Source organism: Kiloniella antarctica (assembly GCF_042682825.1).
Taxonomy (GTDB): Bacteria; Pseudomonadota; Alphaproteobacteria; order Kiloniellales; family Kiloniellaceae; genus Kiloniella; species Kiloniella antarctica.
The window spans coordinates 584092-598906 of sequence record NZ_JBHUII010000004.1 but is presented as its reverse complement, the minus strand read 5'-3'; the positions used below and the strand labels follow the sequence as shown (position 1 = coordinate 598906).

The following is a 14815-nucleotide window of genomic DNA, read 5'->3' as shown; positions in this document are numbered from 1 at the left end:
GTCGGAAAAATATTTTTTAAATATTTCGATATGTTGTTCGTTTCTCGCTAAACAACAGGGTTTGAAAACTTAGATTGTTCATTGATTTTATCTCGTTAAGTGGTTCTACCAATCAGTATGAAGCAGATACCAGCAAAGGTAGCGTCCAAAAAGCGTGAAAAAAAATGTAAATAGTTTTTTAACTTAACGGGAAGGTGGTAATCTTTGTGTGCTTATAGGGTCAAAAAAATGGCACAATTTATAACGTGTCTAAAAAACAGGGAATAGGGTCCAAGTTAACGCATGCAAAACTACCCTAATAATAAAAAGCTAAAGCTACGCCTATTTGGGACTTTCTCAGCCGAGTGGAGTGGAGGGAGCAAACTCGATATTCGCAGTACAAAACTGCGGGCCTTAATGGCTTTGCTCGCGACGGCGCCGAATATGAAAAGAACACGGTCTTGGTTGCAGGATAAGCTCTGGAGTTTGTCTGGTCAGGAGTTGGGCCGTGCAAGTCTTAGACGGGGATTGAGCGATCTGAAACGGGCGATTGGTTCTGATTTTGAATTGCTTTTTGATATTTCTCATGACGATGTTGCGCTCAATTCAGATGTGATCGAATTTGTCGGCGCCCCTTCGGAAGGGGAATTCCTCGAAGGGATTAATATTCCTGAAACGGGCTTTACGAATTGGATCAATGATCAGCGGTTAAAACCACCCCAACTTTCTTCTGAACTTGAATATTTTATGCCGTCTGAGAGTTCCGGTATTTTACCTGCTGTTGCGGTTCTTCCTTTTTTACAAAGCTTTAATTTGGAGGGAGATAATATCCTCGGTGATATGTTGGCTGAGGAAGTTTCTCGGGCTTTATCTAAATCGCAACTCATTGATGTTATTTCACATTTGTCTTCTCGAAATCTGAATATGCGATTGCTTAACCTTGCTGATGTGCGTCGAGCTCTGAATGTTGAATATGTTATCCATGGGAGTTATCGACAGGATGGCGAACGGTTCCATCTTGATGCCGATTTTCTTGATGCTGAGAGTGGACGAATTATTTGGTCGCGCCAGTTTTCGGCAAGGATGTCGGACTTTCTTAATGGTGGGCAGGAGATTGTGGCTGATATCTCTCGCCAAATCGGACAATCTATTCTCTCAACGTCTATTGAGCTGGCAACAAGCAAACCGTTGCCCGAAGTCGCAAGCCATGCCCTCTTGGTCTCGGGTGTTAGTCTGATGCACCGATTGAAGCTTGCAAGCTTTGCCAGGGCTCGACCTTTGATTGAAGAGATTATTCGCAAGTCACCAAAACACGCCAGTCTCTACGCTTGGCTTGGAAAATGGTATGTCTTATCTGTTCAGCAGGGATGGAGCCATGACATTGAAAAAGATTGTCAGATTGCGAGTGACTGTACAGCACGTGCGCTTGACTTGGATCCTGAGAATTCGTTCTCCCTCGCTGTGGATGGGCTGGTTCAAAATAATTTACTTAAAGAGTTCAATACGGCACTTCAAAGGTTTGACCGAGCGGTCGATTTGAATCCCAATGATGCTTTGGCATGGTTACTCAAAGGTACTTTACACGCATTTGTCGATGAAGGCGAAAAAGCTGTTTCCTATACGGAGAGAGCGCGAATTTTATCCCCGCTTGATCCATATAAATATTATTTTGAATCGTTGTCTGCTACTGCTTTGATTGCCAATAAGCAGTTTGCTGAAGGTTTATTGTTAGTTGAGAGCTCGTTAAGAGAAAATAAGAGTCACACCTCAAGCTTACGCGCAAAAATTGTAGCCCTGCAGGGGTTGGGCCGTAATCAAGAGGCTAATGATACAGCAATAAAACTTTTAAATTTGGAACCAAATTTAACTATCACAGGCTATCTGGAAAAACATCCCGCCGCAGGTTTTAAAACGGGACAAGAATGGGCCTATGCATTGAAAGAGGCGGGAATTCCGGAAACATAAAAGCAGGTCTCATTTAGCTGAACTTAGTAGGTATGAAAATATCCAACATTAAGAAATATGGGAGCAGATAATGTCAACAAATTCAACACTAAGCGGTATTAGCGGTATTAGTGGTATCAGCGGTATCAGCGGTATCAGCGGTATTAGTGGTATCAGCGGTATTAGTGGTATCAGCGGTATTAGCGGTATTAGTGGCATTGGAGGCGTGACGACAAATGCAATCCTTACAGCTTCGGATGCTATTCGTAATCCCTGGAATTTACCAGAACCGGGTGTTGGGCCTGGGCCTATTCCTGCGGACAGGGTCGATAATCTTGAGAAATGGTCTCCTGACGTCAGGCAAGTAACAATTGTAACCGACCTACTGTCCCGTCTTTCTTTTAAGGTTGATGGTGAAGAGGGAGCTATTTCAATTTGGTTCCAACACGATCATTCTCATGGAGGACTGGATCATGCGCCGCACCCTGCCTATTCGCGACTGGTTAAGTTAACACGCCCAAACGAAGCTGTGTTTCGTGAGCAGCTGGAATATGTTCGTAACTATGCAGATCAGCGCGCGGAACGCGGTGCTGAAGTTTTGGCACAGGTAGGGTACCCGACAGATTTCTTTACCTCTGTTGTGCCTTTGAACGCCTCAGTCCACGCACATACTTTGCAGCTCATCAGCTTGGTCCAACACTATGCTTCTCATGTTGTGTTGAGAACAAAGCACAGTTTGGCGTGTCGACGTCCGGATGTTTATTCAGCGCAAATTCAACCTCTGATCCCAACACCAGCACATGGTACTTTACCAAGCGGTCATTCAACCGAGGCTTTCGCTACAGCTACGGTTTTTGGTGCGTTGCTTGATGGAACAGTTATGTCTTTTCCACAAAGCCCAACAATTAAAGAGATGTTACTTTCTGTCGCCGAACGCATTGCCGTGAACCGCACGGTCGCGGGACTGCATTTTCCAGCGGATAGTACTGCTGGTGCCGCGCTTGGGACGACGCTTGGGAACTATCTGCTACAGATGGCTTCTGGTGAAGAGGGGGATGTTCAGGCGTTAGAATTTATTGGCAATAATGCGACTGGAGATTTTACCAAGGCTTCAGCAATTCCGGGCGATTGTTCTGCACCTGTGACTAAATGGGGTAAATCCGAGGTTCATGCCGAGCCGGATAATATGTTCCGTTGGTTGTGGCTCAAGGCCAAGAGTGAGTGGGAGGAAGCCCCTGCCGCAGGAGGCAGTAATGATTAATCAATTCCATTGGCAAGATGATGGCGTAAAAGCAATTGATCCTTATGAAGATTGGTTGTTTGACACGGGCAAGGGCTATGGTTTTCCTTTTGGTCCGCCATTGGAAACACATTGGCATACTGGAACAGAAGCCTCTGCTGACTTTATTCCGGGAGATAAGGATCCCAATGCTATTTATCCCAGGCTCTATCAGCCTGTGGGATCTGGGTCAGGTAAGTTTCAACCAAGCTTTCGTCCCTTTGTGCTGCGTGATAGTCCAGTTACCCATTCACCTGTTATGGCAGGAACGACGACTGGCAGTACAATAAAACGCCGTTTAAGCATCCCGCTCAGGGCGGCCAGCGTGAATGTGGGCTATAGCCCGGATCTGGCCCCAGAAAACCCTTTGATTGAAGGCTCGGCAAAGGTTGTTATTGGTGTGATCGATGATGGCATTGCTTTTGTTAATCGACGTTTTCAGTCAGAACTTGGTAAAAGCCGAGTTGATTTTGCCTGGGTCCAGGATGGCGATGCCATTGCGGGATCAGATGTTGCCTTTGGCCGTGAATATACCCGTGGTCAGATCGAAAGTGCCCTTGCAGAGCACACGGACGATTTGGGTTCCACTGACGAAGCTGCGCTTTACCGTGCGCTTGGGTTAACTGATAGTAGACGGGTGATGCCCAACACGCTGGATAACAAAGCTTCACACGGAAGCCATGTGCTCGATCTCGCTGCGGGTGCTGATTATGATAAACATGCCTCTGAGGTGTTGGAAGAAGACCGTATTATAACAGTTCAGGTTCCCGCAGCTGTGACCTGGGATACTTCGGGTATTGGGCTGGATATGTTTATCCTAAGTGGTGTGCACTATATTCTTGAACGTGCAGACCGTATTGCGCCCGGCCTTCCCGTAGTGATTAATTTCAGTTATGGCGTTTTTGGTGGACCGCACGATGGCACGGCCCTGTTGGAAAAGGCAATCGATGAGATTGTGGCTGCGCGGAATGAACGGGTGGCACCGACCTCTGTGGTCTTACCTGCTGGGAATCATTATCTGGAGAGATCCCACGCGGTGGTTGCTGAGAGTGATTTTCTTAAAGAACCTGTGGGATTCTGTGACCTGCCGTGGCGGGTACAGCCCAATGACCGGACGTCGAGTTATCTCGAAATCTGGATGCCAAAAGAGAACTATGTCGATGGGGATATCTCGGTCGAGGTGATCCCCCCCGGCGGTATTGCGAGCCAGAAACTTTCGGGTGTGGTGGATACGGCAGTTGTGCTCAATCACGGTATCCAATCTATCGCCCGACTGTCTTATGATCGACACACGCCTTTGGATCGTGAAGACGAGCGGGGACGTTTTATGCTGACCTTGGCCCCGACAGAGGTTCGAAATGATCAAGATGTCTCTATAAAGCAGCTAAAGCCTGCACTGTCAGGCTTGTGGATCGTGCGTCTGATCAAGAGTTCAGGGAAGGCTTCGGAGGGTAAAATGATGCCAGAGTCGATCCATGCGCGTATCCAACGTGATACCAGTCCTTTTGGTTACCCTGCTTTGGGGCGGCAGTCGTATTTCGATGAACCGGCCTATAAGGTCTATGGTGCGATGGGCAAGCTTGAGCTGGAAGATAATTCTTCCATCATCAAACGCAGCGGGTCTTATAATGGACTTGCCACTGGAGAGGTGCCCATCGTTGTTGGGGGGCATGTAGAAAGCACAGGCAAGCCCGCGATCTATAGTGGTAATCAATCCACGAATGTTGGTTATCCAACGTCTTCAGTGGGGCCTTTTGTCTCTGCTGAGAGTGATCGTTCTCCGGTGTTTCGAGGCATTCAGGCATCGGGTGTACGCAGTGGTGTTTCTGTCGCGCTTGATGGCACATCGGTTGCTGCGCCTATTGTCACTCGACGTGTTGCTGAAACCCTCAAGGTTGGGAGTGCCAAACCAAAAATTCAAATCTTCAGTGAGGCGGAAACCATTGAAGCCGAACGCCAAGCGCTCGGGTACTTTGCCGAGCGCAATCCAACCCGACAAGGCGCCGGCCGTTTCCCGCAAGGAGAAATTTACGGCAGTTAGTGTTTGTTAATTTTACTGCAAATGGACAGTGAAATAAGGCCGGAGAATCTTTCTGTGAGGGCGTCCGGCTTTTTTGTGGTTTTGGAATCTGTCTCAATGCCAGCAGGTGTATTTCGGGAGATGGAAAATATCTGAGAGAAATGAAGTCGAAAAGAAGGACGAGGCCCGTCAAAAAGGGGGGATTTGACAGGCCTCATCAATCGGGTTTTGATTAATCAAAACCTAGGGTGGGGGGGCACCCTAGAATCACATATAGGCGTATTTATTGGCTAATCAAGCCATGAATTTTCCAATTTAAGCGGGCGACAGAGCACCTGCCTTACTTTTGTTGGCAACCAGTACCAGCGCGAGGGCGGTAACGCCACAAAAACAAAGGGCGATGATCATATGCATGATGGTGCCATCGTAAAGTCGTCCGGCTGAAACAGACACTGCGACCGCGACCAAACTGGAGATCGAAGCGATGACTGATGCGCCCAGTCCCGCCATCTTTCCTAGCGATTGCATTGCCATGGCATTGATGTTGCCAAACAAAATACCGATCCATAAAAAGATAAAAAAGCCGTTGATCATAAAGACTGGAAAGGGCGGTATCCCTTTGTATGGAAGGGCAAAGAGAAACAAGGTTCCTGTGAAAAAGATCATTCCACACAATGCGGCAACGACCATTCTGTGCATACCAAAGCGCATGACCAGTTGTGAATTGATCAGCGAAGACAAAGCAACAGAGGAGGCGAGTATCGCAAAATAAAGTGGGAAATTATCTACCACGTCATAGAGATCTTCGAAGATTGATTGTGAGGTGCTGACATAAACGAGAAGAGCACCAAAGATCATGCCGCCTGATACGGAATAACACATCACTTTTCCGTGCTTTAGTATGCGTGCGGTTGAGCGCATCAACTTTGCAGGTGATAGCGATATCCGGTTTTCATGCATCAACGTTTCCGGTTGGCGGATTATGAGCCACAGTCCCGTTGAGCAAGATAGCACCAGAAATGAAAAGAAAATGTAGCGCCACTCAGCAATGGCGAGAACCAGTTGGCCAAAAGCGGGCGCAATCATCGGAATCATGATAAAGATCACCATGATAAAAGACATGATCCGGGCCATTGCTGCGCCCTCGTATTGATCACGGATCAGGGCGCGGGTGGCGATTTTGGGACCCGATGCCCCGATGCCTTGGATTATACGGCCAAGGATGAGGATTTCAAAGCTCGTGGCAGTCATCGCAACAATGGTACCGACAACGTAGATGCCGATACCTATGAGGATGGCCCCTTTTCGGCCAATGGCGTCAGAAATTGGCCCGATGAAAAGTTCGCCAAATACCATCCCGAAAATAAACAACGAAATGATCAGCTGACTGTCGAGGGGGTCAGAAATGAAGAGGTCTTCACTAATCTGGGGCAAGGCGGGTAACATGGCATCGATGCTTAATGCCGTAATAGAGGTTAACAGGGCAAAAAGGATAATAAATTCAGGTAGTCGTAACGGGCTCTTATTCATAATCTCACGTTTAATCTCTTATGACTTCCAGACAGGTTTTACAATCTTGTCTGATGGCCATAGCTGGGTGGTTATTTGGCTATGGCACGCTGAACGGCGGGGCGGTTTTCCATACGATTAAAATGCGCGTTAAGTCGCGGGAAGATGGCGATATCAACACCGTCCCCTGCAAGCCAACACGCGATGGTATAGAGATAGGCATCGCCGATCGTATAGTTTGCACCCATCACCCAAGGTTCAGATTCTGAATCTTTAAGGTAAGTTTCTTCAATCTGGGTAAAGAGAGCTGTCATATTTTCTGTGACCTTGGCCTTCATATCATCCAGAGAGCTTTGTTCGTTTGCCCATCGGCTGCCACGAAATTTATGCGCATGGGCGACGTGAACAGTCGAACAGAGAAAACTGTTGAAGGACTGGAGCTGCGCCAGGCCAAAGATATCATCAAGAGGGGCGAGATTTGCCGCTGGGTAGCGTTGTGCCAGATAGAGCAAGATCGCAGGAGTTTCCGTAAGAATACCAGATTCAGTAGAAAGAGCAGGTACTCTGCCTTTGGGGTTGATAGTGAGATATTCTGGTTTGTGTTGGTCGCCCTTTGCAAAAGAGACTGTTTTAACCTCGTACTCTACATCGGTCGTTTCCCGAATTTCTTCTAGGGCGATGCAAGAGGCCAAAGAGCAGGCTCCTGGTGTGTGAAAAAGCGATAACATTATTAAATTCTCCAATGTCCCCTCCTGAGACTTTAGGAGAGAGTAGAAATGTATATAAGCGACCGTATGATCGCGATAACTTGTCGCCTGAGGGTCATAAATCTGATCAATTCAGATCATGGTCCAAGTGTGACAGTACAGATGGATACATCATAAGGAGGAGACCATAAGAAACCTGGAGGATATCTGAGGTCAGATTAATTTATCTCTCAAGTCGAGAAGCTAATCCATCATCCAAAATCCCGCAAAAGAGATCCGTCGTACTGTTCGCAATTTTTGGTTTTGGCTGGGATCCTGTTTCAATCAGTATCAGCTTAAAAATAAATTGATAAGAGGGACAGGGCCAGTCGGCTGTTTGTCTGGTTACATCGATAAAGAGGTCGATGCAGCTAACACAAGCAAGCATTTAGTGAAGTACAATCGCATCAAACCATTTGGTATTCTAGAGGTCAAGACGTAAACGATAAGCAAATAGTTGTGTTCTATTTAAGTTATTCAATTAAATTGTGTTTTTAGCGCAAATGCATGCTTTTAAAACAATTTACAAGTTACGATAAGCATGTTGATATGTGGTTTATTGATTGTGCGAAAGCGCTAAAGGGTCGTGTATTGATTGAGATAAAAAACGCCAGAAATAGGCAATTTTTTGATTATTGGCAAAGTTTGGAAAGAAAAGGGGGCAGTGTAATGCCTCTTAAGAGCTCTTTTGTGCCTGAAGAAGTCGGCCATTTACTCTCGCACATGATCGTTTACGAACTCATTTCCAAAGACAATATTAAAATACGGCTTCAGGGAACGGCAATTAACGAACGTTTTGGCCAGGATATTACGGGTGGAAACTATCTAGATTACGTCGAACCTGAACGGAGGGATGTTGCATCTAATGCTTTTTGGCTTATGGCAGAACAACCTTGCGGGATTATTGCAACGCTGGAACATGCACTGTCCAGTGGCCGGAAAATTACTGTTGAGTCTATCGGGTTTCCTTTTGAAAACGATAGAGGTGAAAATCCGATTATCATGTATCAGAGCAATGAAATCGAAGCGTATAATCCAATTATGTATAAAAACGATGGTCAGCTGAAGCTGATTTTTGTGGTCGAACGCCACATAATTGATATTGGCAAAGGTGCTCCATCGTTTGTCGATTAAGCCAATTAGATAGGCGTCGATTAAATTCTTAATGTCTTTTTGAAAAGCTTAAGATACGAAATTTATTGACCTTTCTAGGATTAAGTTTCAGCCTACCCACACCATAATATTTAAACGTAAAATATTGAAACCCAAATATTGAAACCCAAATATTGAAACTCAAATATTGAAACCCAAATATTGAAACAAAGAGGAAGTTAACGATGGATATCCTGACGGGGCTGGATTACGCCGGGGTTGCTGTCTTTGCTGCAACCGGTGCGTTGGCGGCATCACGCAAGCAGCTCGATTTCATCGCTTTTTTGTTTTTGGCCGCGATTACCGGGATTGGTGGTGGAACGATTAGAGATACCATCCTGGGGCAAACGCCAGTGTTCTGGGTCCAAGATCATATATACCTTTTGATCTGTGCCGGGGTTGGTGCGCTGGTATTTTTCACGGCACACCGCTTTGAATCTCGCTATAAAGTGTTGCTTTGGCTCGATGCTGTCGGAATGGCGGCTTACTCTGTAAAGGGGGCTGCTATTGGGTTTTCGGCCACGGGATCGTCTGTGATTGCTATTGTCACAGGGATTTTAACCGCGACCTTTGGGGGGGTGCTACGTGATCTTCTTTCGGGAGAGCAATCGGTATTGATGCGCCGGGAAATTTATCTCACTGCCGCGCTTTTTGGCGCACTGGCTTGGGTCGTTTGTCATCACGCAGGGCTTAGCCCTGTTGTGGGTTCAAGTATTGGATTTGTCGTTGCCATGGTGATCCGAGGGGGCGCATTGCATTACGGTTGGTCGTTGCCGACTTACAAAGGCAAACCCGGGCGCACCATGGAAGAAATTGAAAAACTTTAGGTTGTTGCTGAAGCCTTGATATCAATCTACCACCCCGCGTAAGAGATAGCCAACACCATAGGATACGATGGCCGCAAGGCTGCCGATGGCGAGAGTTTCTCCACCAGAGCGCCACCACGGGGCCAAAGACCATCTGCTTTTGAACATACCCGTAGCAAAAAATGCGATCGCGGTCATGCCCATGGAAACTTCAAAAGCATTGGGCAGAGAAAAGATAAACGGCAACAGTGGAATCGCACCACAGACAAAAAAGGCTGCGAAGGTGGTCAAAGCTGATTTTAAGGGTGCACGTGCAACAGGAGAGACCCCATATTCCTCTGTCACCATGGTATTGACCCAGAGCTCTTCGTTGGAGGTAATTGCGTCGGTGGCTTCGTCCAGAGTGGTTCCGGTTAGGCCCTTTGCCAGCAGGATCTGGCGAATCTCTTCACGTTCACCTTCAGGGACTTCCTTGATGTGCTTACGCTCAATTTCGCGCAGACGTTCTGCGTCATCAAGCTCTGATTTTGTTGCACTGTAATTTCCTGCAGCCATGGAAAAACCGTCGGCAAGAAGGTTGGCTACGCCGAGGATCAGGATTACACGAACCGACAATTGCGCCCCGATCACGCCAGATACCACCGCAAAGGTAGTTACTGCGCCATCAATAGACCCGTATACCCAATCTTGTAGATAGCTCGCTTTACGCCCCTGTGCAAAGCGTTCTTTGATGGCCTCGGCTGAATGATCGTGTTCCAGTTTCATTGGGGTACCTCTCTTTATTATTCGGCCTGTTATCTTGGTATATTGCTTCAGTGCTTTAATTGAGGATACCGAGGAACAGTTAAAGAAAACAATGTATCAAGTGTCGCAGGCAGGATTGCTACATTCTAGGATCGTTAGGTTCTGTTTGTAATCCAAATAGATCGATGACCGGAATGCCAAGATAAGTCCGGCGGATGATTTTCCTACGCCACCTGGGCCGATAAGGTATAGATGTTTGTTCCCAAGCACCGTGACTTTATTCTCCTTTTTCTGTTTTTGCTTCTGGCATGGCTTCTACCATGGCTTTTATCTTGAGCGCCTTCTCGAAATGATCAAGCTCATGCGTTTCAATCCACCAGGTCGCTGCTTCCATCAATAGTGCGGGGTCGTCGTTTTTATTGGCAAAGAATGCGTAGAACGACAACCCGACATTGTCGCCCTTCTTTTCTATCTTGAGGTTACAGACTTCGATGATTTTTTTGCATAAGGCTGTTCTCATAATGTTTTTATCTTCTTTTCTGAACTGGACGACAAATTATTAGGTGGAAGCAAATCGGTTAAAATTTTTATGGGAGTGTTGTTACAGTATAAATTTTCACTTTGATATAGAGCTAAACGCTTTGTCGTGAAGTGCAATGTTAAAATCGTCAGGAAAATTTGTGCGAAAAACTCTCTTTTTGAAAGTTTCGGTGTTTAAAGAAAATGCCTGAAAAGATTGATTTGTCTGTTCTTAGGAATATTAGTCTTTGATTTTACTGTGTTAATCTCGTTATTGGTGTTTTAGTCCAACGTAAGTTCCACCTTTGCTGTTAATATTAATAAAGACTTTGTTAATCTTTCGTTAACCATGTTAACCTTTTTTACGCAGGCGAAAAAAAGATCTGCATAAGGGGAATAAAAGTGGGGTTCCGGGGGTAATGGTTGATTTCAAACACACCAAAAATCAGGCTTTTTATGACTATTGGCTAAGTTTACCAAAAGAAGGGATTTTACCTCATCGACATAACTTTATGCCTGAGGATGTACCTTCACTACTATCAAGTATGGTGATTTACGAACTGGTTTCTGAGAGTTTTATCAAAATTAGATTACTTGGATCTTCTATTGAGGATCGTTATGGTCTTAATCGAACAGGCAGTAACTATTTGGATTTGGTTGAAAATCCAAGACGGTTAAAGGCATCTCAGGCCTTATGGTCACAGGCAGAAAAGCCTTGTGGCATGCATACTTTCCTAGAGCAGGAACTTAAAACTGGCCGCAGGGCTTATCTTGAAGCTGTTGGCCTGCCCGTGATGCATGACCGGGATGGTATTCCGCTCTTGATCTTCCAGAGCAATGAAGTCGTGAACGAGCACAAAACTCCAGATAAAAAGCTTTATAAAGAGCCTGACAAAAAAAATGATAAAGAGAAAAGTCCACTCAAAGCCGTACGTATTGTCAAACGATCCTTCTTTGATCTTGGCGCCGGGGTTCCCGATTTTCGTGATTAATAGCTCAATAGCATGAACGAATTTCATTGTATTTTGTTGTCAATTTTGTCGGAATTTATCAACTCGTTCTAATCGTTTTGCGAACAATTTGTGGGCTTTCCAACTGCTATGCGATTGATGCAATAAATATACATCGCATTTGGGGTGTTTTCTTGGCAAAATTTAATCAAATTGAAAACGTAACTACTTGATTATTATTGTTTAATGTAAAATATTCTCGCGATGATTGTTGAAGCTAAGGTGATGTCTCCTTACTGAATATGTTCTAAAAACGAGCCAGTAATTAAACCCCTTGTTTAATACGTGATCTCAATTATTGGATCTCAATTATTGGATCTAGTTTACTGGGGATCTAGTTTACTGGGGCCTAGTTTACTGGGGCAATGTGTTTATGAACAAATTTGGAGAAAGCTTGAAAACGTTTGTAGCGGGATAAAACAAAATCTTGATGAATTTTAGACATAAAAACACTGAGATATTTTTCGATTACTGGCTTTCGCTGCCAAAAGAAAAGTATGTGCCTATGCGCTGTAGTTTTCATCCTGAAAAAATACCCGCGTTGCTTACGAACATGATGATCTATGAATTGCTATCTTGCAGTAAGATCAGACGTCGCTTACTTGGATCCCGTTTAGATCTTCTTGGGATTGGTGGCGTGGGGCCCGATGATATTCGTTCAGCTACTTTATCCGGAATTTGTGGCGACGGACGCCGTGAAGCAGAAGATATTACCCGATTTGAAATCCTGGATACACAACCCTGTGGCTTATTAGTGGTGGCACAACAATCGCTTAAAAGCGGGTTGGAAGTCCTTGTCGAGACCTTATGTCTCCCTCTTTTGGGGGACAAAGATGGCAACAGCCAAATCATTATTCAAAAAAATATATTGGATGATCCTGCATTTATGCCTCATAGAGATATTTTTAGCTCAGATCATGTTCCTGTTACGGAATGTCATTTTGTTGATATTGGGGCAGGCACGCCGGAGCTATGATTTTGAATTTTACAAAGGATTTTCGGAAAATTATATGGGTTTTTCAGCGATTTTACAGAATCGTTTTGTGGTATCGCATGCCAAAAAACTAAACGCTATTAATCTTTGTGGCAAAGAAAGGTCACAATGGCTCTTTATAAGTGAATAATACCAAAATAGGGTTAACTTTATCGCGATTTTATTATACGTTTCATACTAAAACGCTGATATATCTTGATTAATTAAGTTTTACGATGGATGATTGTCACCCATCCAGTGATAAGCTTGTATTCCTAAGCCGAGGCGGCAGTTTGTTCGAATTCAATAGCAGTAAATCCAAAGAGTTCTATGATTATTGGCAAAATTTACCGCGTAATGGGTTAATCCCCTGTCGCAGTAGCTTTATGCCTGAACAAGTACCGTCGTTGCTGCCCAATTTCATCATCTACGAAATGATTTCCAAAGACTACATTAAGGTTCGGTTATTGGGATCGGCGTTGAGTGATAAGTTTGGCGATGATCGCGCGGGGGAGAATTATCTCGATTTTATCGAAGGTCCTCGTAAAGAGATTGCTTCTGAAGCTTTGTGGGCTGTTGTGAACAAACCTTGTGGAATACGGGTGGTTTTAAAGCAGGTTCTCAAAAATGGTTTAACTGTTTGCCTGGAATCAGTGGGATTACCTCTTTTAAGCGAAGACGGTGGAAACCCTCTTATTCTTTTTCAGAAAAATGAACTCGATTGTGAAAAAGGGGTGCCTGAAGAAGGTTATGATCCTTTGAGGTATTATCAATTGGTCCAAAGAGATTTTATTGATATCGGCGCAGGGTTGTCCGGGCTTGAAGATCTTGTTTTTCAAGGCGACGCCAGTGTTTAAAATCTTTGATTTTTTCAGACAAACGATTACTCAGATAACTTGAGATAATGACGTGAAATCAAAGTTTTACTTTTAATAACAGCTCCTGATCGGTCGATCTTCTCGACCCTGTGTTTCCCTTTATACCAATATATTTGCGGGTTTAATGCGGGACCACTGCCCGGGCGATTTCTGTAACGTGGCGCAAGTCCGAACCACAACACCCGCCAAAGATGTTAAGCCAAGGCATTTTAACGTAGATCGCTTTGTATTGACGTCCCAATTCATCTGGATCACCCGCATCCAGTTCTGTACAATTATCAAGTTCGGCATGGCTCATACGAGAGGCGTTACAGCGTATACCCTTGATCCTCTTGGCCCATACATCATTATTAGTGTTCACTCCTGAAAAGCTCTTCGGTGGCAGGTTGTCGGGAAAATGATCGGGGTGGGCGCAGTTGACCATAAAATAAATAGCACCGTTATTGGTTTCCTGATCGACCTGCTCAATGGCATCAGACAAGCTTTGTCCCGTTGGTAACAGGCCATTGGTCTCGACGGTGAAGGACACCACAATGGGAAGATCTGCAGCCCGAGCCGCTCGTACCGCTCCGATGGCTTCTTCTGCTTGGGTAAAGGTCATGGCGGTGATCATGTCAACTTGGGTTTCTGCCAACCAGGAGATTTGTAATCCGTGATAATCTTCGGCTTCACGGGTGGTGATTTGGTAATCCGGAGCGTAGGCATCCCCTTTGGGGCCGAGGGAGCAATTTAAAAGTATTGGGTGCTTGTTGTCTGCGTATTCTTCTCGTAAATCAGCAATATAGGCCACGGAGGCTTTGTTGGCTGCCCGTAAGTCATCAATACTTTCACCAAGATCTTCACTCCAATGCGCATGGGCCTTCCAGGTCTGTCCATCCAGAATAAATCCTGTATTCATTGTCTGGGCGAGCGAAAGGAACCCCCGATAATAGTTTGTCATCGCCAAGCGCCCCGTTTCCTCCGGTAACAGAGTGTGGGCCGCAAAACCTTTTATTTCCAAGCCGTGATTGAAAATCAAGTCGGTTTCCAGGCCTGCGTCGGTGAGGTAGATCCCCCCGTTTAGTTGAGGCAAGGATGTTCTATATCTGGCCTGAAAGCGTTTCATTCTGGTTCATCCGTTTGAAGGGGCGGAACTATACTACCGTTTATTGTTTTATTTTCTATCTGAATAGTCCTACGGAGATCAAGGTTGTGCTAAACCCGAAAAGTATCAGAGCTATAATTTTATTGATTTATTAAACGACTCAGCGACAGAT

At 45.2% G+C, this 14815-nt stretch carries 13 protein-coding genes; 8 read left to right on the top strand and 5 right to left on the bottom strand.

All coding sequences use genetic code 11. The features are described 5' to 3' along the window. Positions 1 to 282: 282 nt before the first annotated feature. From ACFSKO_RS09855 to ACFSKO_RS09845, 3 genes are all read left to right on the top strand, one after another. Positions 283 to 1944, top strand: a complete 1662-nt coding sequence (locus ACFSKO_RS09855; protein WP_380250988.1) for a hypothetical protein — start codon at positions 283 to 285, stop codon at positions 1942 to 1944. A gap of 70 nt (positions 1945 to 2014) precedes the next feature. Then, a complete protein-coding gene (locus tag ACFSKO_RS09850) occupies positions 2015 to 3184 on the top strand; it encodes a phosphatase PAP2 family protein (protein ID WP_380250986.1) in 1170 nt (389 codons plus the stop codon). Continuing rightward, positions 3177 to 5243, top strand: coding sequence for a S8 family serine peptidase (locus ACFSKO_RS09845; protein WP_380250984.1), 2067 nt, complete (start codon positions 3177 to 3179; stop codon positions 5241 to 5243). The genes ACFSKO_RS09850 and ACFSKO_RS09845 overlap by 8 nt, the downstream gene beginning before the upstream one ends. A gap of 294 nt (positions 5244 to 5537) precedes the next feature. On the opposite strand, the gene ACFSKO_RS09840 is transcribed toward ACFSKO_RS09845, so the two are convergent. Both ACFSKO_RS09840 and ACFSKO_RS09835 read right to left on the bottom strand, forming a co-directional pair. Further along, positions 5538 to 6752: a multidrug effflux MFS transporter gene (locus ACFSKO_RS09840; RefSeq protein WP_380250982.1), complete on the bottom strand. Its 1215-nt coding sequence runs from the start codon at positions 6750 to 6752 to the stop codon at positions 5538 to 5540. Between the two features lie 71 nt (positions 6753 to 6823). Continuing rightward, positions 6824 to 7459, bottom strand: coding sequence for a glutathione S-transferase family protein (locus ACFSKO_RS09835; RefSeq protein ID WP_380250980.1), 636 nt, complete (start codon positions 7457 to 7459; stop codon positions 6824 to 6826). Between the two features lie 525 nt (positions 7460 to 7984). Here ACFSKO_RS09835 and ACFSKO_RS09830 point away from each other — a divergent pair. Continuing rightward, positions 7985 to 8611: a PAS domain-containing protein gene (locus ACFSKO_RS09830; RefSeq protein ID WP_380250978.1), complete on the top strand. Its 627-nt coding sequence runs from the start codon at positions 7985 to 7987 to the stop codon at positions 8609 to 8611. A 203-nt stretch (positions 8612 to 8814) separates the two neighbouring features. Then, on the top strand, positions 8815 to 9456 hold the full coding sequence (locus tag ACFSKO_RS09825) for a trimeric intracellular cation channel family protein (protein ID WP_380250976.1): 642 nt from the start codon (positions 8815 to 8817) through the stop codon (positions 9454 to 9456). A gap of 21 nt (positions 9457 to 9477) precedes the next feature. Here ACFSKO_RS09825 and ACFSKO_RS09820 read toward each other — a convergent pair whose 3' ends face one another. Together ACFSKO_RS09820 and ACFSKO_RS09815 are read right to left on the bottom strand one after the other, a co-directional pair. Next, a complete protein-coding gene (locus ACFSKO_RS09820; RefSeq protein WP_380250974.1) occupies positions 9478 to 10200 on the bottom strand; it encodes a VIT1/CCC1 transporter family protein in 723 nt (240 codons plus the stop codon). 256 nt (positions 10201 to 10456) lie between these two features. After that, the gene (locus tag ACFSKO_RS09815) at positions 10457 to 10699 is read right to left on the bottom strand and encodes a DUF6500 family protein (protein WP_380250972.1); all 243 of its coding nucleotides are present in this window, start codon (positions 10697 to 10699) and stop codon (positions 10457 to 10459) included. A gap of 418 nt (positions 10700 to 11117) precedes the next feature. Between ACFSKO_RS09815 and ACFSKO_RS09810 the strand changes: the two genes are divergently transcribed. The 3 genes from ACFSKO_RS09810 (at position 11118) to ACFSKO_RS09800 (ending at position 13538) form a co-directional block, all read left to right on the top strand. Continuing rightward, a complete protein-coding gene (locus ACFSKO_RS09810) occupies positions 11118 to 11690 on the top strand; it encodes a PAS domain-containing protein (RefSeq protein ID WP_380250971.1) in 573 nt (190 codons plus the stop codon). Between the two features lie 448 nt (positions 11691 to 12138). Next, positions 12139 to 12684 (top strand): PAS domain-containing protein, encoded by a 546-nt coding sequence (locus tag ACFSKO_RS09805; RefSeq protein WP_380250969.1) that lies wholly within the window; start codon positions 12139 to 12141, stop codon positions 12682 to 12684. A 233-nt stretch (positions 12685 to 12917) separates the two neighbouring features. Further along, positions 12918 to 13538, top strand: a complete 621-nt coding sequence (locus ACFSKO_RS09800; RefSeq protein ID WP_380250967.1) for a PAS domain-containing protein — start codon at positions 12918 to 12920, stop codon at positions 13536 to 13538. Positions 13539 to 13680: 142 nt separating this feature from the next. Here ACFSKO_RS09800 and ACFSKO_RS09795 read toward each other — a convergent pair whose 3' ends face one another. Continuing rightward, positions 13681 to 14664, bottom strand: a complete 984-nt coding sequence (locus tag ACFSKO_RS09795; protein ID WP_380250965.1) for a homocysteine S-methyltransferase family protein — start codon at positions 14662 to 14664, stop codon at positions 13681 to 13683. Positions 14665 to 14815: the final 151 nt, after the last annotated feature.